This is a genomic window from Citrobacter sp. Cf118, from assembly GCF_030334095.1.
Lineage (GTDB): Bacteria > Pseudomonadota > Gammaproteobacteria > Enterobacterales > Enterobacteriaceae > Citrobacter > Citrobacter freundii.
In genome coordinates this window covers 1-26,329 of record NZ_JAOWES010000058.1, presented here as the reverse complement: position 1 = coordinate 26,329, position 26,329 = coordinate 1, and the positions used below count along the sequence as shown (strand labels likewise).

Sequence of the window (26,329 nt, the reverse complement as noted above, 5' to 3'; positions counted from 1 at the left end):
AGATCTAATATTACCCAATCTGAACTGTTACTGGTTTTCCTAACTTCACCAGCATCATGACCAGCGCATCAAGGGTAAATTTGTTGGTTTTCTGATTAACAACATCTGAAACACGGGGCCGGGAAATATTCAGTTTCACAGCAGCTTCCGCTTGTTTCAGATGGTTTTCATGAATCCATCCGGAAATTTCTTGCATCAACTGCTGCTTCAGGAGAATGAGTTGTTCTACCTCACATTCAGCATCATGCTTTAGGCTCTTCGCTTCCGCTTCTGCAAACCCCAGTTCGGCAAAAATATTGACATCCGGAGAGGTTACATGGCGAACCTTATTATCAACGGTATTGTTCATTTCTGATTCCTGTCTTCTTACAAAGCCGTTCGATATCTAACTTTAGCAATGTGGTTATCGTGCTCAGAAGTACGTTTTGTCTTTTTATTGAAGCAATGCAATACATAGACCGCGTTAGCATAGCGAGCAATGTAGATGATTCGGTATGCGCCAGATTCATACCTGAGCCTTACCTCCTCAACACCGCGACCTATCTCTGGCATCGGCTTCCAGTCAGCAGCTTCTAATCCCGCCTGTAAACGATGTGAAAACCAGCGGTTTTACGTATATCTTCAGGAAAGCTTCGTAAATCATCAAATGAACTGCCAATCCAGACAATGGGCTTTAAGGCTCGCCTTATTGAAAGCATAACACGTCCTTGTATAAAATTTTATACAAACAATAAAATGTTGTAACCCACACGTTTTCCTGTCATTACGCTAAATCAGAATAGAAATTCCGTCACTTCAACAAGCTATATTTTGCGAGGCTCTTTCAGGATTAGTTTTATTCTGCACGAATTACCGTACACTGAGGATATCGGCAAACAGAGGGCACCCGTATGGCACTCCCCCGCATTACCCAAAAAGAGATGACCGAGCGCGAACAGCGTGAACTGAAAACGCTGCTTGACCGCGCGCGCATTGCACATGGTCGCCTGCTGACCAACGCTGAAACAAACAGCATCAAGAAAGAGTACATCGATAAACTGATGGCCTTGCGCGAAGCAGAAGCTAAAAAAGCCCGCCAATTGAAGAAAAAGCAGGCTTATAAACCGGATTCAGAGGCGTCATTCTCCTGGTCGGCGAATACGCCAACGCGCGGCAGACGTTAACGTCCTTTCTTCTTACGCCCCGGCGAGGTAAAACGCTTGCCGTTTGCCGCCGGGCGCGATTTCTCTTTCTCCGCCGATTTTTCGATTTTCACTACCGGGCGCTTGATGCCTGCGGTGGCGGCTTTTGGCTTCGCTTTCGACTTCGGTTTAGCTTCTGATGATGAATTCTCAATCAGCTTGAACAGATCGATCAGTTCGTCATCCGTCAGGTCACGCCATTCACCCAATGGCAAACCGGACAAACTCACGTTCATGATGCGTGTGCGCTCAAGCTTGGTAACTTCATAGCCAAAGTGTTCGCACATACGACGGATCTGACGGTTCAGCCCCTGAATCAGCGTGATGCGAAACACAAACGGCGCTTCTTTCTTCACCTTACATTTCTTGGTGACGGTGCCGAGAATTGGCACACCAGCCCCCATCCCACGGATAAAGTCATCAGTGACCGGCTTATCTACCGTCACCAGATACTCTTTTTCGTGATCGTTACCGGCACGCAGGATTTTATTCACCAGGTCGCCGTGGTTGGTCAGAAAGATTAGCCCCTGGGAATCTTTATCCAGACGGCCAATGGGGAACACGCGCTTGCTGTGATTCACGAAATCAACAATGTTGTCGCGTTCGCTGTCTTCGGTGGTACTGACAATTCCTACCGGCTTGTTCAGCGCGATAAAAACCAGATCTTCCGCTTCACGCGGCTCAATCAACCGACCATTCACTTTTACGACGTCGCCAGGCATCACCTGATCGCCGATGGTGGCGCGTTTACCATTCAGGAAGACATTCCCTTGTTCGATAAAGCGATCCGCCTCGCGACGCGAGCAGATTCCGCTTTCACTGATGTATTTATTTAATCGGATGGATGAGTCGGGCAGCATAATTTCTCCTGTATACACTTCATCCTTCAAGCCGTCTCTGCGTTGGCTGCCCTCACTCACCCTGGTCACATAGTTATCTATGCTCTCAGGAATTCGTTCCCTTGCCGCCTTGATACAACTTGAATGCTTTTGTGTATTAAAAGCGAAATATACCCTACCTTGCGGACGATAAAAAATAATCGTGTTCGACTGCCCACGCACTATTTGTGATCCGTCACACCTTTTGACACAAAAGTGTCAGCGATCCATCCCTGCAATTTTGTTGGGTGAAAACAAGCAGAATCAATACATTAGAGAGACAAGCACATCTGTGCCGACAGCACACCATCACCACATCAAATGTGCAACACAATCGGTCATTACAGGGCACTGAAATAAGTGAAAATAGCTTTGAGATGGAGAACAGTTGGGGTTATATCAGATCAAGAAGACAATTTCGTGATTTGCACAAATGTGCAGGAGTCCAAAAATGGCGACGGAAAACAGCGATGATATCCGCCTGATCGTAAAGATAGCGCAGCTGTATTACGAACAGGATATGACACAAGCGCAAATCGCCCGCGAGCTGGGTATTTACCGCACCACGATCAGTCGTTTGCTAAAACGTGGACGCGAGCAGGGTATCGTCACCATCGCCATTAATTACGACTACAACGAAAATCTGTGGCTGGAACAGCAGCTAAAACAGAAATTTGGCCTGAAAGAAGCGGTGGTGGTTTCCTGCGACAGTGAACAGGAAGACGAACAACTCGCAATGATGGGTGTGCACGGCGCACAGTTGCTGGAACGCTTACTGGAACCTGGGGACATTATCGGGTTCTCATGGGGCCGCGCGGTGCGGGGACTGGTGGAAGGGTTATCCCCTGCCAGCCAGTCGCGCCAGCTGATCTGTGTGCCGATTATCGGCGGACCGTCCGGCAAGCTTGAAAGCCGCTACCACGTCAATACGCTAACCTACGGCGCTGCGGCAAAGCTCAAAGGGGAATCACACCTGGCAGATTTCCCGGCACTGCTGGAAAACCCGCTGATCCGTAACGGGATCATGCAGTCACGACATTTTAAATCGATTTCCGCTTATTGGGATAATCTGGACATCGCGCTGGTCGGGATTGGATCTCCGGCAATACGTGATGGCGCCAACTGGCACGCTTTTTACGGCAGTGAAGAGAGTGATGACCTGCATGCTCGCCGGGTCGCCGGAGACATTTGCTCGCGCTTTTACGATATCAACGGTGTAACCGTAGAAACCAATATGAGTGAAAAGACGCTCTCCATCGAAACCAATAAATTAAAACAGACGCGTTACTCCATTGGCATTGCAATGGGTGAAGAAAAATACAGTGGGATATTAGGCGCATTACGTGGGAATTATATTAACTGTTTAGTCACCAACAGCCATACCGCTGAATTATTGTTGAAGTAAATAAATTCTAATTGGTCCTGCCATAATTAATTTTATGTGGGATCCCCTTATCTGAAATCGGGAGTTAATTATGCAAACGTGGTTAAACTTGCAGGGCAAAGTCATTATTGTTACCGGTGGTGCATCCGGTATTGGACTGGCGATTGTTGAAGAGTTATTAGCGCAGGGCGCTAATGTGCAAATGGCGGATATTCACGGTGGTGACGGTAAATATGAAGGCCATAATGGATATCATTTCTGGCCGACAGATATTTCCAGCGCCAAAGAAGTTAATCATACCGTTACCGAAATTATCCACCGCTATGGGCGTATCGATGGTTTGGTGAATAACGCAGGCGTTAATTTTCCGCGGCTGCTGGTCGATGAAAAAGCCCCCGCCGGGCAATATGAACTCAACGAAGCCGCTTTTGAAAAAATGGTGAATATCAACCAGAAAGGTGTGTTCTTAATGTCGCAAGCAGCGGCACGCCAAATGGTAAAACAGCGTAACGGCGTGATTGTGAATGTCTCTTCAGAAAGCGGGCTGGAAGGTTCAGAGGGCCAAAGTTGCTATGCCGCCACCAAAGCCGCATTGAATAGCTTTACCCGTTCCTGGTCGAAAGAGTTGGGCAAACACGGCATTCGTGTGGTGGGCATTGCACCTGGCATTCTGGAAAAAACCGGACTGCGTACCCCCGAATATGAAGAAGCGCTGGCCTGGACTCGCAACATCACCGTCGAACAGCTGCGCGAGGGCTACACCAAGAACGCGATTCCAATTGGTCGCTCAGGGCGCTTAAGCGAAGTCGCTGATTTTGTTTGTTATCTTTTGTCTGAGCGCGCCAGTTACATAACCGGAGTAACCACTAACATTGCTGGCGGAAAAACGCGCGGTTAAGGAGGTTTTATGGTCAATGCAATCTTCTGTGCTCACGGCAAACTGGCCTGCGCCATGCTGGAATCGGTACAGATGGTCTACGGTGATGCCAACGTTGAAGCCGTGGCATTTGTCCCCGGAGAGAACGCCAGCGACATCGTGGAAAAGCTGAAAAAGTTAGTAAGTATTCACACTGGCGATGAATGGCTGATTGCCGTCGATTTGCAGTGTGGCAGTCCCTGGAATGCTGCCGCGACGCTGGCAGTGCACAATCCGGCGATACGGGTCATTAGCGGGTTATCACTGCCGTTGGCGCTGGAGCTGGTAGACAACCAAAGCAGCATGAATGTGGATGAACTGTGCGAACACCTGACGACCATTGCTCAACAAACCTGTGTCGTCTGGAAACATCTGGAAACGGCCGAAGAGGATTTCTGATGAACATTACCCTTGCTCGTATTGATGACCGCCTGATCCACGGTCAGGTCACCACCGTCTGGTCGAAGGTGGCAAATGCCCAACGGATTATTATCTGTAATGACGACGTTTATAACGATGAAGTACGTCGTACATTATTACGTCAGGCCGCCCCGCCGGGAATGAAAGTGAACGTTGTTAATATCGAAAAGGCGGTCGCAGTTTACCATAATCCGCAATACCAGAACGAAACCGTTTTTTATCTATTTACCCGCCCGCAGGATGCATTAGCAATGGTAAAACAAGGGGTAAAAATCACCACATTAAATATTGGCGGCATGGCCTGGCGACCAGGTAAAAAACAATTAACCAAAGCCGTTTCTTTAGATAACGACGATATTCATGCGTTTCGTGAGTTAGATAAACTGGGTGTCACGCTGGATTTACGCGTCGTCGCATCCGATCCATCTATTAATATTCTCGAAAAAATAGAAGAACAATCGTTCGCTGAATAAATAAAAATGCCTGTGTACTTATGCTTTAACAGGCAGGGATGATCACATTCACAAGGTGACATATTATGGAAATAAGTACCCTACAAATTATCGCCATATTTCTATTTTCCTGTATTGCAGGAATGGGCAGCGTGCTGGATGAGTTCCAGACCCACCGTCCGCTAATTGCTTGTACCGTTATCGGCCTGATCCTCGGTGATTTAAAAACCGGGATTATGCTCGGCGGCACGCTGGAGTTAATCGCTCTTGGCTGGATGAACGTCGGCGCAGCGCAGTCTCCCGATTCGGCGCTCGCCAGTATTATCTCTGCCATTCTGGTTATCGTCGGTCAGCAAAGCATTGCTACCGGTATCGCCATCGCCCTGCCGGTGGCGGCGGCAGGCCAGGTACTGACGGTATTCGCCCGTACCATCACCGTGGTGTTCCAGCACGCGGCGGATAAAGCCGCCGAAGACGCCCGCTTTCGTACCATCGACATGCTGCACGTTTCCGCTCTCGGTGTACAGGCGCTGCGCGTTGCCATTCCTGCATTAATCGTCTCGCTGTTTGTCAGCGCCGATATGGTCAGCAATATGCTCAATGCCATTCCGGAATTCGTCACCCGCGGATTGCAGATTGCCGGTGGCTTTATCGTGGTGGTCGGCTACGCCATGGTGCTGCGCATGATGGGGGTGAAGTACCTGATGCCCTTCTTCTTCCTCGGGTTTATCGCTGGGGGTTATCTCGATTTGAGCCTGCTGGCTTTCGGTGGGGTTGGCGTGATTATCGCGCTGGTCTACATCCAGTTGAACCCACAGTGGCGTAAAGCCGAACCGCAGGCGCAACCCGCCTCTTCTCAAGCTATCGATCAGCTTGATGACTAATGGAGCCAGCCATGGAACAGAAAAAACTGACCAAATCCGACCTGTTTAGCATGTTCGTTCGCTCCAACCTGCAACAGGCGTCATTCAACTTTGAACGCATTCATGGGTTGGGCTTTTGCTACGACATGATCCCTGCCATCAAGCGCCTGTATCCGCTGAAAGAAGACCAGGTTGCAGCACTCAAACGGCACCTGGTGTTCTTCAATACCACACCTGCCGTTTGCGGCCCGGTGATTGGCGTGACCGCCGCGATGGAAGAAGCTCGCGCCAACGGTGCGGAAATTGACGACGGTGCCATCAACGGTATCAAAGTTGGGCTGATGGGTCCGCTGGCCGGCGTCGGCGATCCGCTGGTATGGGGAACGCTGCGCCCGATTACCGCCGCGCTCGGCGCATCGCTGGCGCTGTCCGGCAACATTCTCGGCCCACTATTGTTCTTCTTTATTTTCAATGCAGTACGTCTGGCAATGAAGTGGTACGGCTTACAGCTTGGCTTTCGTAAAGGGGTCAACATCGTCAGCGACATGGGCGGCAACCTGCTGCAGAAACTGACCGAAGGCGCATCGATTCTCGGCCTGTTTGTGATGGGAGTATTGGTCACCAAATGGACCAGCATCAACGTGCCGCTGGTGGTATCGCAAACGCCTGGCGCAGACGGCACCACCGTCACCATGACCGTGCAGAACATTCTCGACCAACTCTGCCCCGGCCTGCTGGCGTTGGGTCTGACGCTGCTGATGGTGCGTCTGCTCAACAAGAAAATTAATCCGGTATGGCTAATATTCGCCCTGTTTGCGCTGGGAATTATCGGTAACGCACTGGGCTTCCTGTCCTGATTTTTCGCTCCGGCAATGCCGGGGCAACTTCAACAAATAGTCCTCGAAAGAGGAAGAGGTGGTAACAATGCAAACAACAACAGCTTTACGTCTTTATGGTAAACGCGATCTGCGCCTGGAAACTTTCGACCTTCCTGAAATGCGGGATGACGAAATTCTGGCCTCAGTCGTAACCGACAGCCTGTGCCTTTCTTCCTGGAAAGAGGCTAACCAGGGCGAGAACCACAAAAAGGTGCCGGACGATGTGGCCACCAACCCGATCATCATCGGTCATGAGTTTTGCGGCGACATTATTGCCGTAGGCAAAAAATGGCAGCATAAGTTTCAGCCCGGCCAGCGCTATGTCATTCAGGCTAACCTGCAACTGCCGGATCGCCCGGACTGTCCCGGCTACTCCTTCCCGTGGGTGGGCGGTGAAGCCACGCACGTCATCATTCCTGATGAAGTCATGGAGCAGGACTGCCTGTTGGCCTACGAAGGTGAAACCTATTTTGAAGGTTCGCTGGTTGAGCCGCTATCCTGCGTGATTGGCGCATTCAACGCCAACTATCACCTGCAGGAAGGCTCTTATAACCATAAGATGGGCATTCGTCCGCAGGGACATACACTGATACTCGGCGGCACCGGTCCGATGGGACTACTGGCGATCGACTATGCACTGCATGGCCCGGTTAACCCGGCGCTGCTGGTGGTAACCGACACCAATAACGACAAGTTGAGCTACGCCCGCAAGCACTATCCATCAGAACCACAAACGTTGATCCATTATCTCCACGCCCAGGATGCGAGTTATGACACCTTGATGGCGCTGAGCGGCGGGCACGGGTTTGATGACATCTTTGTGTTTGTGCCCAACGAACAGCTGGTTACGCTGGCCTCTTCCCTGCTGGCTGCCGATGGTTGCATGAACTTCTTTGCTGGTCCGCAGGATAAGCAGTTTAGCGCGCCGATTAACTTCTACGACGTACACTACGCCTTCACCCATTATGTTGGGACGTCTGGCGGCAATACCGACGACATGCGCGCGGCGGTAAAACTGATCGAAGAGAAGAAAGTTCAGGCGGCAAAAGTGGTGACGCACATTCTGGGGCTGAATGCGGCAGGTGAAACAACGCTGGAACTGCCAAAAATCGGCGGCGGGAAAAAACTGGTTTATACCGGAAAAGCCTTACCATTAACCGCGCTCACGCAGATTGATGATCCAGCCTTGCGCGATATCCTGGAGCGTCATCAGGGGGTCTGGTCGCAGGAAGCCGAACAGTACATATTGTCTCACGCCGAGGAAATTTAACATGATTAACCGCGACACCCAGTTGTGCATGTCGCTTGCCGGTCGCCCCGGCAACTTTGGCACTCGCTTTCACAACTATCTGTATGAAAAATTAGGGTTAAATTTTATCTACAAAGCCTTTACCACGCAGGATATTGAGGCCGCAGTGAAAGGCGTTCGCGCGCTGGGTATCCGCGGTTGCGCGGTCTCAATGCCGTTTAAAGAGAGCTGCATGCCGTTTCTGGATGCCATCGATCCTTCCGCAAGCGTCATTGATTCCGTCAATACCATCGTCAATGACAACGGTACGCTGACAGGATTTAACACCGACTATATTGCGGTAAAAAGTCTGATTGCCAGCCACCAGCTCAATAGCAGCGCACGCGTCATGATTCGCGGCAGCGGCGGCATGGGCAAAGCGGTGATTGCCGCCTTTCGCGATGCGGGGTTTACGGATGTAATCATTGCCGCACGTAATCGAGAGAGCGGCACTACGCTGGCAAAACAGTACGGTTTCCAGTGGCAGCCGCAGCCGGATGGAATTGCCTGCGATATTCTGGTCAACGTGACGCCCGTCGGCATGGCGGGCGGGAAAGAGTGTGATGAACTGGCCTACAGCGAAGCGATGGTTGCGACCGCCAGCATAGTGTTTGACGTGGTCGCTCTGCCGCCGGAAACGCCGGTGATTAAGCTGGCACAGCAGTTGGGTAAAAAAACCATCAGCGGCGCAGAGGTCATTGCCTTACAGGCCGTAGAGCAATTCGCCATGTACACCGACGTGCGCCCGGATGACTCGCTGATTGCCGAAGCCGCAGAATTTGCGCGGGCGGGGTAAAGGAGCAGGAACAGAGCGCCGGGGATGGGCGCTCTTTTTTAAGTTCTACGCAACAGCAAACAGCGTCTGATCGGCTTTCGCTTCCAACCGCGCCAGCGCGGGAATCAACTGGCTGATGTTTACCAGACTGTGTCCTAACTGGCATACGCTCTCATGGGAAAAATGTCCCTGACTTTCACCTGACATAGTCAGCAGGCTTTCGCCCATAAAATTCAGCGTCTGGTACAACCCTGCCAGCACCTCTTCACAGCCAAACGATAGCGCCAGATTTTCTTCGGTGGTGAGATGGCGACAATCAAGATGGCGAAACGCCTCGGCGAGTGGAGAATAAAACAGATCGGCTTGCGGTATGAGAGAAGAAGACGCAAAACAGGCGTTAGTAGTACTATTAGCATCAGCCATAGCATTACCTCGTATAATGTTGTGGTTAGACGCCCTGATCGTGTTCCCGCACTTTCGGGGCGTTGTCATTTTTGGTGTGTGAGAGTAATGTGTCATCACACATACTCACACTACTCTTGTGTAATTAAGGTGTCAACACACATGAACGAAAGAAGAGGCAATCCCCCGTTTCAATTCCGTCTGGATCCGGAACTGCGCAAAGCGATGGAAGAAGCACAACGGCAGGATGGCGATGAATCGTTGGCAGCCTGGATTAAACGTGTGATTAGAAAAGAGCTGAAGCAGAAAGGGATCGAAGTCTAGCGATCAGCATTATGTATCGTTTTCTTGAGGTGTGCTTAGAGCGGGCTGCGGACATTGGTAAGGTCTTAATTACATCGTGGCGTTTTGAGCAGCTTTGAGCAGCAATAGTGCTGCCAGAGCGATGGTGACTCTTCCTTCCAGTAAACCAAAAATAGCTCAACCACAAAAACCAATCCGTTTGATTTTTCGCCGCTTTAACGAAATAACCCTTATCAAATACATGGGATAAGGAACAAACGGAATGTTCACTCTTTACATGAGGTGGGATGCTGAGCGAGAACTGGCTCCAAGTGATATTCAGTTCATTCTATCGCCACGAGATGCGCTGGATATGGCGAGCATCTTTTACGAACTGGATTACCTGGAATATGACCAGCGCAACCGCATTCTGCCTCACAGCGTCCCGAAGCGACGGAGAGGGGTTTACCACCGATTCGCAACACAACCCTACAAACGCAAGCGTCTTACTGAATACGACGGACTCTATGATGAGGTGAAATGGAATCTGGAGCTCGGCTGGATGGTCGGCGTTAACACTAAGGAAAAATGGGATCACTTCCGCAATCCGTTCTATTTCGATGATGAAAGTAATCTGATTTATGACTGCTTTATGGATATCTACAGCGAGGGTTTTCAGCAGGCAGTGCGTCAAATCTACGAATATAGCCTCAACGAGCATCAAGGAAGGAAGCCGCCTCCGACAATTAAACATCACGATTCCGATGCCCCTATACAGCGCGCTCAGGCGGGTAAAACTATTAATAGTAAAGCAGCCGGGAGGCTTTTGGCGGCTGGCGGCATCTATAATGGCAACATTGAGGGATTCCATCAGGCGGCAGAACAACTCGGTGGTGATGCTCTAGCGGGTTACGATCAGGTCATGGACAACAAGGGATTACTCATTACTGCCGCTTCGGCAGCAGCCACCCTTGAAGATTATAAGTTAAGCGGTGCCATAGAAGACCTATACCATCCGGACGCCCCATTATGGTAAATAATACTGAACTGAATATCCTGAAATTATTAGCTTCCAGAGACGATGTTAATTGGACTTGGTACAACCTTGATAGAGCAATGAGCATCAGAAAAATGGATGGCATTGGCAACGTTGCAAGGCTTGTCTCCAATCTATCAGAGGCCGGGTTAGTGGACATTGTTCCGGGAACAACTGGTGGGATGAATTATTATCGCGTATCTGAAAAGGGCCATAACTTACTGAATGATATTAACGAGCAACATCTGGTCGATTTACCATAACACCCGTTGCAAGGCTTACGTGAAAAGCCCGCATTCCAACTGCGGGCTTAAGGTGTAGTGGTCAACTAAGACGGATCACTGAGTTAGCGTTTTTTCCTGTATTGGTTTTCCGATTCGTTTGGTGGTAACTCACCATTATATTCATGCATCCTGAGCACACTGTAATACCCAACGATATAATCCGTTATTGCCCAGGCTGTATCACTCCCTGCAAAACAATCCATTCACTTTTAGAAAACCGCTGACACTGCGAGCCTCCGCTCCTGACAAAAAGCCCCTCTATCCCCTATTATTGTTTCCCAAATCAAGCATAACATCTGAAAAATGACGCATTATTGCGAGGCGCTTTCCTGTTTACGCCCACCAGCATTTCCTCTTACCTCCCAGTTTTTTATTCTCTGCTTTCAACTTGTCAATTCAAGATGTAGTTTATAAAATACATGGAACGTAATCATGGAAATTCTTCAGACCACGGTTTTCCAACACTGGGAGCAGAATCTACGGGATCGCGCAGGGCCAAAACGCTCATTGCCGCACGACTTTTTCGACTGCCGAATGGTTTAGCTGGCGATGTTAAACCTATTGGAGAATGCTCGCCCGTTCACTGGACTATCAGGAGACCTTCCGCCATGAATAATCTTACTCAGTACGATCCCGCTGCTGCGCTGGTTGATGATGAAGAAATTGCTGTATTTATGGCGGATGCCCTCGAAACAGGCGATGCAACGTACATTGCAAAAGCGTTGGGCGTGGTGGCACGCGCTAAAGGAATGGCGAACATCGCGGCAGAAACGGGATTATCCCGCGAACAACTCTACCGCTCGTTTAGTGAGAAAGGAAACCCGACGCTGAAAACCACGCTGGCAGTGATGAAGGCGCTCGGTATTGGATTGACACTTAGAAAATAGTCCCAGCTTCTATCTCTCACTTCCAACATCGTGAGCCATATCAGTAAGGCGTCAGGCTGATAGTGGTAGCATTAGCGCGGTTTGTAATTTTCTGATTACATGGAGAAATGATGGAACTGCTTTTATTGAGTAACTCGACGCTGCCGGGCAAAGGCTGGATGGAACATGCGCTGCCGCTGATCGCAGAGCAACTGAATGGTCGCCGTACGGCAGTGTTTATTCCGTTCGCCGGCGTGACGCAAACCTGGGATGAGTACACGGCGAAAACGGCAGCCATCTTTGCGCCAATGGGCGTTAACGTTACCGGTATTCATACCGTTACCGATCCAATTGCAGCCATTGAAAACGCCGAGCTGGTGATTGTCGGCGGCGGGAATACCTTCCAGCTGCTGAAAGAGAGTCGTGAGCGCGGGTTGCTGGCGCCGATCGTGGATGTCGTCAAACGCGGTGCGCTGTACATCGGCTGGAGCGCGGGTTCCAACCTTGCCTGCCAGACCATCCGCACCACCAACGACATGCCGATTGTCGATCCCAAAGGCTTTGATGCGCTGGGTCTGTTCCCGCTGCAGATTAACCCACATTTCACCAACGCGCTGCCGGAAGGCCACAAAGGCGAAACGCGTGAACAGCGTATCCGCGAACTGCTGGTTGTGGCACCGGAGCTGACGGTGATTGGCTTGCCGGAAGGTAACTGGATCAAGGTGAGTAACGGTAAGTCCGTGCTCGGCGGCCCGAACACCACGTATATCTTTAAAGCGGGTGAAGAGGCGGTTGCTGTTGAAGCAGGCCACTGCTTTTAGTTGATTTGTTGTCTGATGCCGGATGGCGGCATAAATGCCTTATCCGGCCTACCGCTTCACCTCACTCAATAATCATCCCGCTCATCGTCTTCATCCGGCTGTTCCAGCACGCTGTAGGCCACGGAGCAAAACAGCGAGTTCAGACGCTGCATATCGCCCAACAGCGCAAGGTGCAGGGAACTGGTCTCGATGCTTTGCACGTTCTGCTGATGCAGACGATCAACGTGCGCGTGCGAATAACGACGGTTGAGAATACGGAAGCGATGCTTGCTGCGGCGCAGACGACGGGCGCTGGTCACATCGCCAGAGAAGAATACCGACATCGCCAGCTGTAGATTGCTGAGCAGCTGATCGTAAAGCGCATCCAGCTCTTTCAGCCCTTCCACCGAAAATGCCCGACGGGCGGCCAGCGACTTATCGGCAATCTCACTCCCCATACGCTCGACGATATCGGAAGCCTGTTCGAGGTTGAGCGACATTTCGATAATCTCCGCCCAGCGGCGTGATTCCTCTTCCGCCAGTTCATCCTTTGGCATCCGTGCCAGATAGAGTTTAATCGCCGTGTACAGCACGTTGATGTCATCCGCCATCCTGCGCAACTCTTTCTCTTCGCGCGGCTCGCCGTGCATCACCTTCTTCAACCCGTCCATCATCTGTTCCATCGCATCACCAATACGCAGTGCTTCACGGGCGGCATTGGCGAGCGCGAGCGTTGGCGTATCGAGCGCGCTGACGTCCAGATGCTTGGGTTTCAGATGCGCGTCCAGCTCCGGTTCATCGCGGATGATGCGCTTACAAAAACGCGCCATCGGTTCAGCGAACGGCACCATCGCCACGCAGCGCACCAGGTTGTAGAAGACGTGGAAGTAGATAATCAGTTCAGATTTCGGCAGCGGCAGTTCATCCATCAGATTGGCCAGCGGATGAACAAACGGCAGGATAATCAGGCTCCCCACCAGCTTAAACAGCAGGCTGCCGAGCGCCACACGACGGGCTGCAGCATTCGCAGCACTGTTGTTGAGCATCGCCAACAGACCAGAGCCGAGGTTGGCGCCAATCACCAGACACAACGCTACCGGGAACGAGATAATGCCTGCCGCGGTCAGCGTTGCCGTCAACAGTACCGCCGCCAGGCTGGAGTAACTGATAATCGCAAACATGGCGCCAATCAGCGCATCCAGCATGATATCGCCGGTGAGCGAGGCGAAAATAACCTGTACGCCGTTAGCCTGGGTGATCGGCGTTACCGCCTGCACAATCAGCTCCAGCGCCAGTAAAATCAGCCCCAGTCCAATACCGACCCGCCCCAGTTGCCCCACGCGGGACTGCTTACGGCCGAGAAAGAAGATCACGCCGATAAAAATCAGCAGTGGCGACAGCCAGGAGAGATCGAAGGTCAGGATACGCGCCATCAGCGCGGTCCCCACATCGGCACCGAGCACAATCACCAGCGCAGGAGTCAGCGCCACGAGATCTTGTGCAACAAACGAGGTCACCAGCATGGTGGTGGCGTTGCTGCTTTGCACCAGCGCAGTCACGCCGATACCCGCACAAAAGGCGAGCGGCTTCTTTTCAACGCTACGGCTGAGCACGGTACGCAAGCGGGCGCCGAAGACGCGCATCACGCCGGTACGCACAATATGCGTACCCCAAACCAGCATCGCGACGGCAGAAAGCAGGTGTAACAGAGTTAACACGGAATCAGGTACTCCTTATCGTTATATGTTCCTGGGCTCGGCGCAGATAGCGTGTCTGATGGCGCTGCGCTTATCAGGCCTACAGAATGTCCCTTGTAGGCCGGATAAGGCGTTTACGCCGCCAGTCGGCAAATAGCGCTCGCGAACCTTCTTTCAGTATAAGGGTTTAAACGTAATAAAGAGACAGGGCACTCATTGAGCGCCCTGTTTGTTGTAAAGAAAGATGACAGTTTTGTGAATCAGTCGGCGTCGTAGCCGAGGTTCGGCGCTAACCAGCGTTCCACTTCTGCCACGCTCATCCCTTTACGGAAGGCATAATCTTCAACCTGATCGCGCTGGATTTGCGCCACAGCGTAGTACTTGCTGTCCGGATGACTGAAATACCAGCCGGAAACCGACGCACCTGGCCACATGGCGAAGGATTCGGTGAGCTTCATCCCGGTATGCGCCTCCACGTCCAGCAGTTCCCAAATGGTGGCTTTTTCGGTGTGTTCCGGACACGCCGGATAGCCCGGTGCCGGGCGAATCCCCTGGTAGTTTTCGCGGATCAGCTCCTCGTTACTGAGATTCTCATTCGCCGCATAGCCCCAGTAGACTTTACGCACGCGCTCATGCAGATATTCTGCAAACGCTTCCGCCAGACGGTCAGCGATCGCTTTCACCATGATCTTGTTGTAGTCGTCATGTTGCGCTTCAAAAGCATCTGCCAGCGCGTCTTCTTCCAGACCACCAGTGACCGCAAAAGCACCGATGTAATCCGCTTTACCGCTCAGTTTCGGCGCAACAAAGTCAGACAAGCAGTAGTTGGCGAAACCGACTTTTTCCGTCTGCTGGCGCAGGTGATGACTCACGTTGATGACGTGCGTACGCGTCTCGTCACGGTAAATCTCGATGTCGTCACCCACGCGGTTGGCCGGGAATAAACCCACCACGCCACGCGGATTCAGCGTCTTCTCAGCGCTGAGTTTATCCAGCATGTCGTTGGCATCTTTGAACAGGCGCTTCGCCTCTTCGCCCACTACTTCATCTTCGAGGATTCGCGGATATTTCCCGGCCAACGACCAGGTCATAAAGAACGGCGTCCAGTCGATGTAGTTGCGCAGGGTTTCGATGCTGGCTTCCACTTCCTGTACGCCCAGACGGTGCGCCACCGGCGGGGTGTAGTTTTCCCAGTCAAAGGCCAGATCGTTGTCGCGGGCAGCCTGTAACGTTACGGGCGGAGTACGCGGTTTCTTACGCGCATGCTGGATACGCACGGTTTCATACTCTTTACGCGTACGGGCGACAAAGTCATCACGCTGGGTGTCAGAGAGCAGCGCAGCGACGACGCCAACGGTACGCGAGGCGTTCTGCACGTACACCGTCGGGCCGCTGTAGTTCTGCTCAATTTTCACTGCGGTGTGCGCTTTCGAGGTGGTCGCGCCGCCAATCAGCAGCGGAATAGTGAAGCCCTGACGCTCCATCTCTTTCGCCACGTTGACCATTTCGTCCAGCGATGGGGTAATCAGCCCGGAAAGGCCAATCAGATCGGCATTCACTTCACGCGCCGTTCTGAGGATTTTCTCCGCGGGCACCATCACGCCAAGATCGACGATTTCGTAGTTGTTACATTGCAGCACTACGCCGACGATATTTTTACCGATATCGTGCACGTCGCCCTTCACGGTTGCGATGACCATTTTGCCGTTGCTGGAGCCTTTCTCTTTGCTGGCCTCAATGTACGGTTCGAGGTACGCCACCGCCTGCTTCATCACGCGGGCGGATTTCACCACCTGCGGCAGGAACATTTTGCCCTCGCCGAACAGGTCGCCAACCACGTTCATGCCGTCCATCAGCGGTCCTTCAATCACCTCGATCGGGCGCGCAGCCTGCTGGCGAGCTTCTTCGGTATCCAGCTCAATAAACTCGGTTATGCCTTTCACCAGCGAGTATTCGAGGCGCTTTTTCACGTCCCAACTGCGCCACTCCGCCGTCTGGGCATTCGCCGTGTCGTCGGTTTTACTGCCGCGATACTTCTCAGCAAGCTCCAGCAGTCGTTCGGTGCCATCGTCACGGCGGTTGAGGATCACGTCCTCAACTGCATCGCGCAGCTCGGCGGGCAGGTCGTCGTAAATTGCCAGTTGTCCGGCGTTGACGATCCCCATGTCCATACCGTTGCGAATGGCGTAGTAGAGGAATACTGCGTGAATGGCTTCACGTACTGGGTCGTTGCCACGGAACGAGAATGAAACGTTAGAAACTCCGCCGGAGATCAGCGCGTGCGGCAGTTCGCGTTTGATGTCTTCACAGGCCCCGATAAAGTCCTGCGCGTAGTTGTTGTGTTCATCAATCCCGGTCGCGACGGCAAAGATGTTCGGGTCAAAGATAATATCTTCCGGCGGGAAGCCCACCTCTTCGGTAAGAATCTTGTACGCCCGACGGCAGATCTCAATTTTACGCGCGCGGGTGTCGGCCTGGCCCTGCTCGTCAAAGGCCATCACCACCACTGCAGCACCGTAGCGACGCAGCAGCTTCGCGTGATGGATAAAGGTCTCAACCCCCTCTTTCATCGAGATGGAGTTAACGATGCCTTTACCCTGAATGCACTTCAGCCCTTTTTCGATTACTTCCCATTTCGAGGAGTCGATCATAATCGGCACGCGGGCGATATCCGGTTCACCGGCAATCAGGTTGAGGAAACGAACCATCGCCGCTTCGGCGTCGAGCATCCCCTCATCCATGTTGATATCGATGATCTGCGCGCCGCTTTCCACCTGCTGACGGGCGACATCCAGCGCTTCGCTGTATTTCTCTTCTTTGATCAGGCGTTTAAACTTCGCCGAACCGGTAACGTTGGTACGCTCGCCGACGTTCACAAACAGGCTGTCGTCGCCGATGTTCAGCGGCTCAAGGCCGGAAAGGCGGCAGGCAACCGGGATTTCCGGCAAGCGGCGTGGCGGCAGTCCGTCCACTGCGCGACTCATGGCGGCGATGTGTTCCGGCGTGGTGCCGCAGCAGCCGCCAACAATATTCAGGAAGCCCGCCTCGGCCCATTCGCGGATTTGCGCCGCCATGGTGTCGGCATCGAGATCGTACTCACCAAAGGCGTTCGGCAGCCCGGCGTTCGGGTGCGCGGTAACGTAGCATTCGGCAATACGCGACAGTTCCTGCACGTACTGGCGCAGTTCGTCCGGGCCTAAGGCACAGTTCAGACCAAAAGTCAGCGCATCGGCGTGGCGCAGGGAGTTGTAGAATGCTTCGGTGGTCTGGCCGGAGAGCGTACGCCCGGAAGCGTCGGTGATGGTGCCGGAGAGCATAATCGGCAGCTCAACGCCCAGCGCTTCGAATTCAGTTTTAACCGCGAAAATAGCGGCTTTGGCGTTGAGGGTATCGAAAACGGTTTCAATCAGGATCAGGTCACTGCCGCCTTCCACCAGCGCTTTGGTGGATTCGCGGTAGGCGGCCACCAGCTGATCAAAGGTAATATTGCGGTAAGCCGGGTCGTTGACGTCGGGCGAGATAGACGCCGTACGGTTGGTTGGGCCAAGCACGCCCGCGACGTAGCGCGGTTTGTTCGGCGTGCGTGCCGTCCATTCATCTGCCGCCGCGCGCGCCAGTTTGGCTGCCGCAAAGTTGATTTCCGCCGACAGGGATTCCATCTGGTAATCCGCCATGGCGATAGTCGTGGAGTTAAAGGTGTTGGTTTCGATGATGTCCGCGCCCGCCTCGAAGTAGGCGTTGTGAATCGCGGCGATCACCTCCGGTTTGCTGAGCACCAACAGGTCGTTGTTGCCTTTCAGATCGCACGGCCATTCGGCAAAGCGTTCGCCGCGGAAATCCTCTTCGCTCAGACGATATCCCTGGATCATGGTGCCCATACCGCCGTCCAGCACCAGAATACGTTCATTTAACTGCTGACGTAATTGTTCTACTTTGCTGCTCACACTCGCTCCCGACAACGCTCAACCAGACCGAAAAAACTCAACAGGTCATACTGGCACAAACCTGAGAGGCGGAAAAGAGAACAACGGCTAACATGAGACATGTTCAGCTTCACTCATCCGATCAGTACAGGAATTCTTGCATTATAATTGAATAAAACGAAAATGATTTCCACGATACAGAAAAGGAGTCTGCCATGGTTGCCCCCGTTCCCGCGAAACGCGGTAGAAAACCCGCCGCTACTACTGCGCCCGCAACCGGGCAGGTTCAGTCCCTGACGCGCGGCCTGAAGCTACTGGAGTGGATTGCGGAATCCAACGGCAGCGTGGCGCTGACCGAGCTGGCGCAGCAGGCCGGCCTGCCAAACTCCACGACTCACCGATTATTGACCACCATGCAGCAGCAGGGATTTGTTCGCCAGGTCGGTGAATTAGGGCATTGGGCCGTGGGCGCACATGCGTTTATCGTCGGCAGCAGCTTTTTGCAAAGTCGTAATCTGCTGGCGATTGTGCATCCGATCCTGCGCAAGCTGATGGAAGACTCCGGTGAGACGGTCAACCTCGCCGTGCTGGATCAAAGCGATCATCAGGCCATTATTATCGACCAGGTGCAGTGCACCCAACTGATGCGCATGTCCGCGCCTATCGGCGGCAAACTGCCGATGCACGCCTCCGGGGCGGGCAAAGCGTTTTTATCCCAACTGAGCGAAGAACAGGTGACAGGGTTGCTGCACCGCAAAGGACTACACGCTTATACCCACGCCACGCTGGTGTCGCCAGTGCATCTGAAAGAGGATTTGGCCCAGACGCGCAAGCGCGGCTATTCCTTTGATGATGAGGAACATGCGCTGGGTCTGCGCTGCGTGGCGTCGTGCATTTATGACGAGCACCGCGAGCCGTTCGCCGCGATTTCCATCTCCGGACCCATTTCGCGTATTACCGACGATCGCGTGACCGAGTTCGGCGCCATGGCAATCAAAGCGGCGAAAGAAGTGACGCTGGCGTACGGCGGATTTCGTTAAGATGGGGTTGCCGGGTGGCAGCTACGCCTTACCCGGCCTACGGTCTGTTTCATAACGCACGCTGAAACGCTGTTTGCGTCGGTAAGCGTAAACATCTTCCACATGCCCGTTTTTAATCCGCGTTTGCAGACCACGCCAGTAGTCGGCGCTGAACAGCTCAGCGTGCATCTCTTCAAATAGCGGTCCGATACGCGGGTCGGCACATAGCCAGTGGCGAAACTCTTCCGGGAAGACATCTCCAGGCGATACGCTGTACCACGGCTCAGCGCTCATCTCATCTTCCGGGTAGCGTGGCGGCGGGATATGACGGAAATTAACCTCCGTCATGTAGCAGATTTCATCGTAATCGTAGAACACCACGCGCCCGTGACGGGTGACGCCGAAGTTCTTAAACAGCATATCGCCGGGGAAAATATTGGCGGCGGCCAGCTGACGAATCGCGTTGCCGTACTCTTCAATGGCATCGCGCAGTTGTTGACCTTCGACCTGCTCCAGCCAGATATTCAGCGGCACCATCCGTCGTTCGATATACAGATGGCGAATGACAATCTGATCGCCAAGATCGGTAATTTTTTCCGGGGCTTCCTGCAATAACAGCGCCATCAGCGCCGGATCGATTTGCCGTTTATCCAGCACAAAATTCTCGAACTCCTGGGTGTCAGCCATCCGCCCCACACGATCGTGCTCTTTGACCAGTTGATAACAGGCGCGGACGTGGGCGGCAGACATCTCTTTTTGCGGCGCAAATTTGTCTTTAATGATTTTAAACACCCGGTCAAAGCCCGGCAGGGTAAACACCAGCATCACCATACCGCGAATCCCCGGCGCTTCAATAAACTGCTCATCACAGTTGGCCAGGTAGAGCAGATACTCCCGATAACTTTCCGTTTTTGCATGCTTCTGACAGCCAATCGCCATATACAATTCAGCGGTGGTTTTACCGGGCAGGATCTCGCGCAACCACTCCACCAGTGCCGCGGGCAGCGGGGCATACACCATAAAGTAGGAGCGGGCGAAGCCAAACACAATGCTCGCCTCCGCCGTCGTGGTCAGGCAGGTATCGACAAACAACTCACCTTCGTCTGTCCGGTGGATTGGCAGTAAAAACGGCAGCGTTCCAGAAGGGGTAATCAGCTTACCGACCAGCCAGGCGGCCTTGTTACGATAAAACAGTTCATTCGCCACCTGTAAATGGCAGCCTGGCAACACATCCGTTCCCAGGGTTTCGGTCAGGTGTTCGATGATGTAGTGGATATCACGATGTTTATTCTGCCATGGAAGACGCAGGGGAAGATCGCTAAGGACGCGAGTTAGCAGCCACTCCCAGCCGGTATCAGGAAAAAAGTCTTTCGCCAACGGGCGTGGGATCGTGCGGAAACGACGCTCTGGCTGAGAACTGAAAATAAACAGCCGCTCGGGAGTCAGCGAGCGGTGGTCAAATAACCGACAGTAAACGGAGTTAAAAAAGCTCTCCGCAATCTCGAAGCGCGGGTAATCCGGCAGTAGCCGGGTGTAATGCTCTTTCACGCGAAGTAAAAAATCCGCGTCGGTACTTTTGCCGTCTGTAATGCAGCGCAACTGCTCCACCACCAGACCTACGTGATGATCGTAAAGGTGAATACGGCTTTTCATCGCCTGCTGAACCGCATGCCAGTCGGCATGTTCAAAACGCTGCTGCGCGCCGGAGGTGACTTCCAGAAAACGCCCGTACTGGGCGTCGAAACCTTGCAAAATCGTCTGAGCAATCAGTAATTCCAGGCCACGCGTCATCGACTTCTCCCATCCGGCACAACGTCATGCCGGATGGCGCGTTCGCTTATCCGGCCTACATCCCTTCGTAGGCCCGGTAAGCACAGCGCCACCGGGCATTAATCAAAACTGCGATTCTTCGGTCGAGCCGGTCAGCGCGGTCACCGAGGAAGCGCCGCCCTGAATGATAGTAGTGACTTTGTCGAAGTAGCCTGTACCCACTTCCTGCTGATGGGACACGAAGGTGTAACCGTCTTTAGCCGCCGCAAATTCTGGCTGCTGAACCTTCTCAACATAGTGGCGCATGCCTTCACCCTGCGCATAGGAGTGTGCGAGGTCGAACATGTTGAACCACATGCTGTGGATGCCCGCCAGGGTAATGAACTGGTATTTGTAACCCATATCCGACAGTTGCTGCTGGAAGCTGGCAATGGTTTTGTCGTCCAGGTTTTTCTGCCAGTTAAATGACGGCGAACAGTTGTAGGCCAGCAGTTTGCCGGGGAATTTCGCGTGAATCGCATCGGCAAAGCGCTTCGCCAGTTCGAGATCCGGCGTGGAGGTTTCACACCACACCAGATCCGCATAAGGTGCATAGGCCAGACCACGGCTGATCGCCTGCTCAATACCCGCATGCGTACGGTAGAACCCTTCGCTGGTACGTTCGCCGGTGATGAACTCGCTGTCGTATGGGTCGCAGTCAGACGTTATCAGATCGGCTGCGTCAGCATCAGTACGCGCAATAACCAGCGTCGGAACACCCATGACGTCGGCTGCCAGACGGGCTGCCACCAGTTTCTGGATAGCTTCCTGAGTCGGCACCAGAACTTTGCCGCCCATGTGACCACATTTTTTTACCGATGCGAGCTGATCTTCGAAGTGAACGGCCGCTGCACCAGCCTCAATCATCGATTTCATCAGTTCAAACGCGTTCAGTACGCCGCCAAAACCCGCTTCCGCATCGGCAACGATCGGCAGGAAGTAATCCACATAGCGCGGATCGTTCGGTTCAATACCGGTTGACCATTGGATCTGATCGGCGCGACGGAATGTGTTGTTGATCCGATCCACCACTGCCGGGACGGAGTTCGCCGGATACAGCGATTGGTCCGGGTACATGCTAGATGCCAGGTTGGCATCTGCCGCCACCTGCCAGCCTGAAAGGTAGACCGCTTCAATACCGGCTTTCGCCTGCTGCAGCGCCTGACCGCCAGTCAGCGCGCCGAGGCTGTTGATATAACCTTTCTTCGATTCGCCGTGCAGCAGACGCCACATTTTCGCCGCGCCAAGCTGAGCCAGCGTGCATTCCGGGTTGACCGAGCCACGTAATTTCACCACTTCCTCCGCGCTATATGGACGGGTGATGCCTTCCCAGCGCGGTTGAGTCCATTCTTTCTGTAATTCTTCGATTTGTTGAGTACGGGTTTTCATGTGCAGATGCTCCATATTGTTATGTGGTGGATTACGCCAGCAGGCGGTAGCCTGGCAGGGTCAAGAAATCGATCAATTCATCAGAGGTAGTGATTTGCTCCATCAGGCGCGCGGCATCGTCAAAACGCCCGCTGCTGTAGCGGTGTTCGCCCAGCTCGTCCTGAATCACCAGCATCTCTTCGGCCAGCATCTGACGGAACAGCGGTTTGGTAACCGGCTTGCCGTTGCTGAGCGTCTTCTGGTGGTGGATCCACTGCCAGATGGAGGTACGGGAGATTTCGGCAGTGGCCGCATCTTCCATCAGACCGTAAATCGGTACGCAGCCGTTACCGGAGATCCACGCTTCGATGTACTGCACCGCAACACGAATGTTGGCGCGCATGCCTTCTTCAGTACGCTCACCTTCACAAGGCGCCAGCAGTTGTTCTGCGGTAATCGGCGCATCTTCTTCACGGGTCACGAACAGCTGATTTTTGTTTTCACCGAGCACGTCGTTGAACACCGCCATTGCGGTATCTGCCAGTCCCGGATGGGCAATCCATGTGCCGTCATGACCGTTATTGGCTTCCAGCGCTTTGTCCGCTTTTACCTTGGTCAGAACCTGATTGTTACGTTCCGCATCTTTGCTGGGAATGAACGCTGCCATGCCGCCCATCGCGAATGCGCCACGTTTATGACAGGTTTTAATCAGCAGACGCGAATAGGCGCTGAGGAATGGCTTATCCATCGTCACCACCTGACGGTCCGGTAGCACGCGATCCGGATGGTTCTTCAGCGTTTTGATATAGCTGAAAATGTAGTCCCAGCGACCGCAGTTCAGACCCACAATATGGTCACGCAGGGCGTGCAGAATTTCGTCCATCTGGAAGACGGCCGGCAGCGTTTCAATCAGCAGAGTCGCTTTGATGGTGCCGCGCGGCAGGTTAAAGCGATCTTCTGCATAGCTGAACACTTCGCTCCACCATGCTGCTTCTTGCCAGGCCTGCGTTTTTGGCAGGTAGAAGTAAGGGCCGCTACCTTTTGCCAGCAACGTTTTGTAGTTGTGGAAGAAATAGAGGGCAAAATCGAACAGGCTGCCCGGGATGGATTCGCCACGCCAGGTGACGTGTTTTTCCGGCAGATGCAGACCACGAACGCGGCATACCAACAGAGCCGGATTAGGTTTGAGCTGGTAAATTTTACCCGCTTCGTTGGTATAGCTAATGGTGCCATTGACCGCATCGCGCAGGTTTATCTGCCCGTCGATAACTTTGCTCCACTCAGGAGCCAGCGAATCTTCGAAGTCAGCCATAAAGACTTTGACGTTCGCGTTCAGCGCGTTGATAACCATCTTGCGCTCAACGGGTCCGGTTATCTCTACGCGACGATCCAGTAAATCATCAGGAATACCGCGAATCTTCCAGTCACCCTCACGAATGGAAGCTGTTTCCGAAATAAAATCAGGCAACTTACCGTCATCAATATCCTGCTGCTGCTGAATACGTGCAGCCAGAAGTTTATTGCGTTTTGGCGTAAATCTTGTCACCAGTTCAGTCAGAAACTCTACTGCTTCAGCGGTCAGAATTTGTTGCTCCTGTTCGCCACGCGCCCTGGTGAAGACCAGTTCATCGGTTGTCGTTGCCTGTTGATTCATTGTGTAGTTCCTCGTCATTGATCCAAACACATCCCCAATGCGAACGAAGGATCGTTGTGCGCTTTTCGTTCAGCACAACTAAGACTACTCATTTAAATTTCAAAATCAAAAACAATTTCCATTTTTAATTTAATTATCAATTAACCTATTGATAACAATATAAATAAAATTTAATTACACCGTGAGGTGCGTTTCGGAAATAAAAAAGGCACCCGAAGGTGCCTGATTCAATATGCTGAAACGCTTAAGGATCGTCTGCTACAGAAGATTAATCCAGCGTTGGATTCATGTGACGCAGATCATATGGCGTGATCTGGTAGACGTAATAGTTGAGCCAGTTGGTAAACAACAGATTACCGTGGCTACGCCAGGTTGCCCGCGGTTTGTTTTGCGGGTCATCTTTCGGGAAGTAGTTATAGGGCACTTCCGGCGTTAGGCCCGCTTCGACGTCACGAAAATACTCACTGCCGAGCGTATGGGCATCATATTCCGGATGGCCCGTCACAAAGGCAATTCGTTTATCTTTGCTGGCAAACAGGTAGGCATCTCCCTCTTCGGTTTCAGCAAAAATCTCGAGATCGGTGTAGTCGCGAATAATCGCAGCAGGAAAATCGGCATAGCGCGAATGCGGAGCCAGGAACGCATCATCGAATCCACGCGTCAGCAGCGCATGAGGATGCAGAATATGGTGCTCATAGACGCCTGAGAGTTTGTCCGTACGGGTTTGCTTAGGAATTCCGTACAGGATATTCAGCGCGGCCTGCACCGCCCAACAAACAAATAGCGTTGAGGTAACGTGATCTTTCGCCCATTCAAGCACTTGTTGAATCTGCGGCCAGTAAGCCACGTCATTAAATTCAACCAGACCCAACGGCGCGCCGGTCACGATCAGTCCGTCAAAGTTCTGCTCGCAGATATCCTCGAAATTACAGTAAAAGTTATTCAGATGCTCCGTAGGGGTGTTACGTGACTCGCGAGCATCGATGCGCAATAGCTGAACATCTACCTGTAGCGGTGAGTTAGACAGTAAGCGCAGGAACTGGTTTTCCGTTTCAATCTTCTTGGGCATCAGGTTGAGGATGAGCACCTTCAGTGGTCGAATTTCCTGACCGGAAGCGCGGGATGTCGTCATCACAAAGACGTTTTCCTCACGCAAGAAATTGACGGCGGGTAGCTCGTCCTGCACGCGAATTGGCATAACCTGATAACCTCACTACATACGTTTAAACGTTTAGACATCCAGATAGCTGAAGATACCCAGGAATCATGCGAATGTCGAGCCTGCATCCTCAAGTTGAGAAAGTTTCACGGCCCTTGCTGTAGAATAGTGCAGTAAAGATAAAAGGAGAATGCTATGCCCTTTACCATTCGTCGTTCGCGTAAGGACGAAGGTGATAAGCTCATATCTATTTGGTGTCGTTCTGTCGATGCGACGCACCGTTTCCTCTCTGCGGAGTATCGGATTGAGCTGGAAGAGCTGGTAAGTTCATTTTTACCAGAAGCTCTGCTATGGGTTGCAGTGACAGAACAAGATGAGCCTGTCGCCTTTATGCTTCTGAGCGATCAGCATATGGATGCGTTGTTTGTCGATCCGGATGTGCGTGGTAGTGGCGTTGGTAAACTGCTAATTGAACATGCTTTATCAATGAGTTCAACGCTGACAACCAACGTTAATGAACAGAATGAGCAGGCAGTTGGATTCTATAAGAAGATGGGATTTACTGTGACGGGACGTACAGAGGTGGACGATCTCGGACGAGCATACCCGTTACTCAACCTCGTACACGGGTAGCCGTACTTATTGCCTGATGCGCTGCACTTATCAGGCCTGCACAATACGTTCAGCCCGGCGGTTTTACCCCGCACACACACAAAAAAGCCCATCCGTCAGGATGGGCTTCTTCACTTTATTTGATGCCTGCCAGTTTATGGCGGGCGTCCTGCCCGCCACCCTCCGGGCCGTTGCTGCGCAACGTTCAAATCCGCTCCCGGCGGATTTGTCCTCCTCAGGAGAGCGCTCACCGACAGACCACAGATAAAACAAAAGGCCCGGTCTTTCGACCGGGCCTTTCGCTTTTATTTGATGCCTGGCAGTTCCCTACTCTCGCATGGGGAGACCCCACACTACCATCGGCGCTACGGCGTTTCACTTCT

At 52.7% G+C, this 26,329-nt stretch carries 25 protein-coding genes and 2 pseudogenes; 16 read left to right on the top strand and 11 right to left on the bottom strand.

Annotation, left to right across the window (positions count from 1 at the left end; translation table 11 throughout):
• Nucleotides 1–10: 10 nt before the first annotated feature.
• Together OGX67_RS04375 and OGX67_RS04370 are read right to left on the bottom strand one after the other, a co-directional pair.
• The gene (locus tag OGX67_RS04375; protein WP_003841397.1) at nt 11–349 is read right to left on the bottom strand and encodes a helix-turn-helix domain-containing protein; all 339 of its coding nucleotides are present in this window, start codon (nt 347–349) and stop codon (nt 11–13) included.
• 17 nt (nt 350–366) lie between these two features.
• Nucleotides 367–698: pseudogene (locus OGX67_RS04370) on the bottom strand (type II toxin-antitoxin system RelE/ParE family toxin).
• A 192-nt stretch (nt 699–890) separates the two neighbouring features.
• Here OGX67_RS04370 and OGX67_RS04365 point away from each other — a divergent pair.
• A complete protein-coding gene (locus OGX67_RS04365; protein ID WP_003031655.1) occupies nt 891–1,163 on the top strand; it encodes a YjbD family protein in 273 nt (90 codons plus the stop codon).
• On the opposite strand, the gene rluF is transcribed toward OGX67_RS04365, so the two are convergent.
• Nucleotides 1,160–2,041 carry a 23S rRNA pseudouridine(2604) synthase RluF gene (gene rluF / locus OGX67_RS04360; protein ID WP_257651907.1) on the bottom strand — a complete coding sequence of 294 codons (882 nt, stop codon included), beginning with the start codon at nt 2,039–2,041 and terminating at the stop codon, nt 1,160–1,162. The two genes, OGX67_RS04365 and rluF, sit on opposite strands and share 4 nt — an antisense overlap.
• A gap of 469 nt (nt 2,042–2,510) precedes the next feature.
• On the opposite strand from rluF, the gene OGX67_RS04355 reads away from it, so the two are divergent.
• From OGX67_RS04355 to OGX67_RS04320, 8 genes are all read left to right on the top strand, one after another.
• Complete coding sequence (locus OGX67_RS04355) at nt 2,511–3,464, top strand: sugar-binding transcriptional regulator (protein ID WP_071696333.1); 954 nt, start codon at nt 2,511–2,513, stop codon at nt 3,462–3,464.
• A gap of 70 nt (nt 3,465–3,534) precedes the next feature.
• Nucleotides 3,535–4,341 carry an SDR family oxidoreductase gene (locus tag OGX67_RS04350; protein WP_003031649.1) on the top strand — a complete coding sequence of 269 codons (807 nt, stop codon included), beginning with the start codon at nt 3,535–3,537 and terminating at the stop codon, nt 4,339–4,341.
• A gap of 9 nt (nt 4,342–4,350) precedes the next feature.
• The gene (locus OGX67_RS04345) at nt 4,351–4,758 is read left to right on the top strand and encodes a mannose/fructose/sorbose PTS transporter subunit IIA (protein ID WP_257651908.1); all 408 of its coding nucleotides are present in this window, start codon (nt 4,351–4,353) and stop codon (nt 4,756–4,758) included.
• Nucleotides 4,758–5,252 (top strand): PTS sugar transporter subunit IIB, encoded by a 495-nt coding sequence (locus OGX67_RS04340; RefSeq protein ID WP_003031646.1) that lies wholly within the window; start codon nt 4,758–4,760, stop codon nt 5,250–5,252. The genes OGX67_RS04345 and OGX67_RS04340 overlap by 1 nt, the downstream gene beginning before the upstream one ends.
• A gap of 65 nt (nt 5,253–5,317) precedes the next feature.
• Entirely contained in the window at nt 5,318–6,115 is a 798-nt protein-coding gene (locus tag OGX67_RS04335; protein WP_003841402.1) for a PTS mannose/fructose/sorbose transporter subunit IIC, read from the top strand.
• Between the two features lie 11 nt (nt 6,116–6,126).
• A complete protein-coding gene (locus tag OGX67_RS04330; protein WP_003031641.1) occupies nt 6,127–6,951 on the top strand; it encodes a PTS system mannose/fructose/sorbose family transporter subunit IID in 825 nt (274 codons plus the stop codon).
• Nucleotides 6,952–7,018: 67 nt separating this feature from the next.
• Entirely contained in the window at nt 7,019–8,242 is a 1,224-nt protein-coding gene (gene sorE, locus OGX67_RS04325) for an L-sorbose 1-phosphate reductase (RefSeq protein ID WP_003031639.1), read from the top strand.
• A 1-nt stretch (nt 8,243) separates the two neighbouring features.
• A complete protein-coding gene (locus tag OGX67_RS04320; protein ID WP_257651910.1) occupies nt 8,244–9,056 on the top strand; it encodes a shikimate 5-dehydrogenase in 813 nt (270 codons plus the stop codon).
• Nucleotides 9,057–9,101: 45 nt separating this feature from the next.
• On the opposite strand, the gene OGX67_RS04315 is transcribed toward OGX67_RS04320, so the two are convergent.
• The gene (locus tag OGX67_RS04315) at nt 9,102–9,458 is read right to left on the bottom strand and encodes a hypothetical protein (protein WP_046671411.1); all 357 of its coding nucleotides are present in this window, start codon (nt 9,456–9,458) and stop codon (nt 9,102–9,104) included.
• 141 nt (nt 9,459–9,599) lie between these two features.
• Between OGX67_RS04315 and OGX67_RS04310 the strand changes: the two genes are divergently transcribed.
• The 3 genes from OGX67_RS04310 (at nt 9,600) to OGX67_RS04300 (ending at nt 11,018) form a co-directional block, all read left to right on the top strand.
• Entirely contained in the window at nt 9,600–9,761 is a 162-nt protein-coding gene (locus OGX67_RS04310; RefSeq protein WP_003841416.1) for a phage protein, read from the top strand.
• Between the two features lie 241 nt (nt 9,762–10,002).
• Nucleotides 10,003–10,755: a DUF8093 domain-containing protein gene (locus OGX67_RS04305; RefSeq protein ID WP_307876206.1), complete on the top strand. Its 753-nt coding sequence runs from the start codon at nt 10,003–10,005 to the stop codon at nt 10,753–10,755.
• Nucleotides 10,749–11,018 (top strand): hypothetical protein, encoded by a 270-nt coding sequence (locus tag OGX67_RS04300; protein WP_040229864.1) that lies wholly within the window; start codon nt 10,749–10,751, stop codon nt 11,016–11,018. Before OGX67_RS04305 ends, OGX67_RS04300 begins: the two co-directional genes overlap by 7 nt.
• Nucleotides 11,019–11,101: 83 nt before the next feature.
• On the opposite strand, the pseudogene OGX67_RS04295 reads toward OGX67_RS04300, so the two are convergent.
• Nucleotides 11,102–11,224: pseudogene (locus tag OGX67_RS04295) on the bottom strand (IS3 family transposase); the annotation flags it as partial.
• Nucleotides 11,225–11,647: 423 nt separating this feature from the next.
• Here OGX67_RS04295 and OGX67_RS04290 point away from each other — a divergent pair.
• The gene (locus OGX67_RS04290) at nt 11,648–11,926 is read left to right on the top strand and encodes an addiction module antidote protein (protein ID WP_257651911.1); all 279 of its coding nucleotides are present in this window, start codon (nt 11,648–11,650) and stop codon (nt 11,924–11,926) included.
• 110 nt (nt 11,927–12,036) lie between these two features.
• Nucleotides 12,037–12,726, top strand: coding sequence for a dipeptidase PepE (gene pepE, locus OGX67_RS04285; RefSeq protein WP_106108074.1), 690 nt, complete (start codon nt 12,037–12,039; stop codon nt 12,724–12,726).
• Nucleotides 12,727–12,791: 65 nt separating this feature from the next.
• Here the strand turns inward: pepE and OGX67_RS04280 are convergent, their stop codons facing one another.
• Nucleotides 12,792–14,423: a Na/Pi cotransporter family protein gene (locus OGX67_RS04280; protein WP_257651912.1), complete on the bottom strand. Its 1,632-nt coding sequence runs from the start codon at nt 14,421–14,423 to the stop codon at nt 12,792–12,794.
• 239 nt (nt 14,424–14,662) lie between these two features.
• Nucleotides 14,663–18,346, bottom strand: a complete 3,684-nt coding sequence (gene metH, locus OGX67_RS04275; protein WP_204584282.1) for a methionine synthase — start codon at nt 18,344–18,346, stop codon at nt 14,663–14,665.
• 194 nt (nt 18,347–18,540) lie between these two features.
• Between metH and iclR the strand changes: the two genes are divergently transcribed.
• Nucleotides 18,541–19,365: a glyoxylate bypass operon transcriptional repressor IclR gene (gene iclR, locus OGX67_RS04270; RefSeq protein ID WP_003844677.1), complete on the top strand. Its 825-nt coding sequence runs from the start codon at nt 18,541–18,543 to the stop codon at nt 19,363–19,365.
• A gap of 21 nt (nt 19,366–19,386) precedes the next feature.
• Here iclR and aceK read toward each other — a convergent pair whose 3' ends face one another.
• The 4 genes from aceK to metA form a co-directional block, all read right to left on the bottom strand.
• Nucleotides 19,387–21,135 (bottom strand): bifunctional isocitrate dehydrogenase kinase/phosphatase, encoded by a 1,749-nt coding sequence (aceK, locus tag OGX67_RS04265; RefSeq protein ID WP_003031611.1) that lies wholly within the window; start codon nt 21,133–21,135, stop codon nt 19,387–19,389.
• A gap of 102 nt (nt 21,136–21,237) precedes the next feature.
• Nucleotides 21,238–22,542 carry an isocitrate lyase gene (gene aceA / locus OGX67_RS04260; protein WP_003031609.1) on the bottom strand — a complete coding sequence of 435 codons (1,305 nt, stop codon included), beginning with the start codon at nt 22,540–22,542 and terminating at the stop codon, nt 21,238–21,240.
• Nucleotides 22,543–22,573: 31 nt separating this feature from the next.
• A complete protein-coding gene (gene aceB / locus OGX67_RS04255) occupies nt 22,574–24,175 on the bottom strand; it encodes a malate synthase A (protein ID WP_086504754.1) in 1,602 nt (533 codons plus the stop codon).
• Between the two features lie 268 nt (nt 24,176–24,443).
• Nucleotides 24,444–25,373, bottom strand: a complete 930-nt coding sequence (gene metA / locus OGX67_RS04250; RefSeq protein ID WP_086504753.1) for a homoserine O-acetyltransferase MetA — start codon at nt 25,371–25,373, stop codon at nt 24,444–24,446.
• Between the two features lie 156 nt (nt 25,374–25,529).
• On the opposite strand from metA, the gene OGX67_RS04245 reads away from it, so the two are divergent.
• Complete coding sequence (locus tag OGX67_RS04245) at nt 25,530–25,967, top strand: acetyltransferase (RefSeq protein ID WP_086504752.1); 438 nt, start codon at nt 25,530–25,532, stop codon at nt 25,965–25,967.
• Nucleotides 25,968–26,329: the final 362 nt, after the last annotated feature.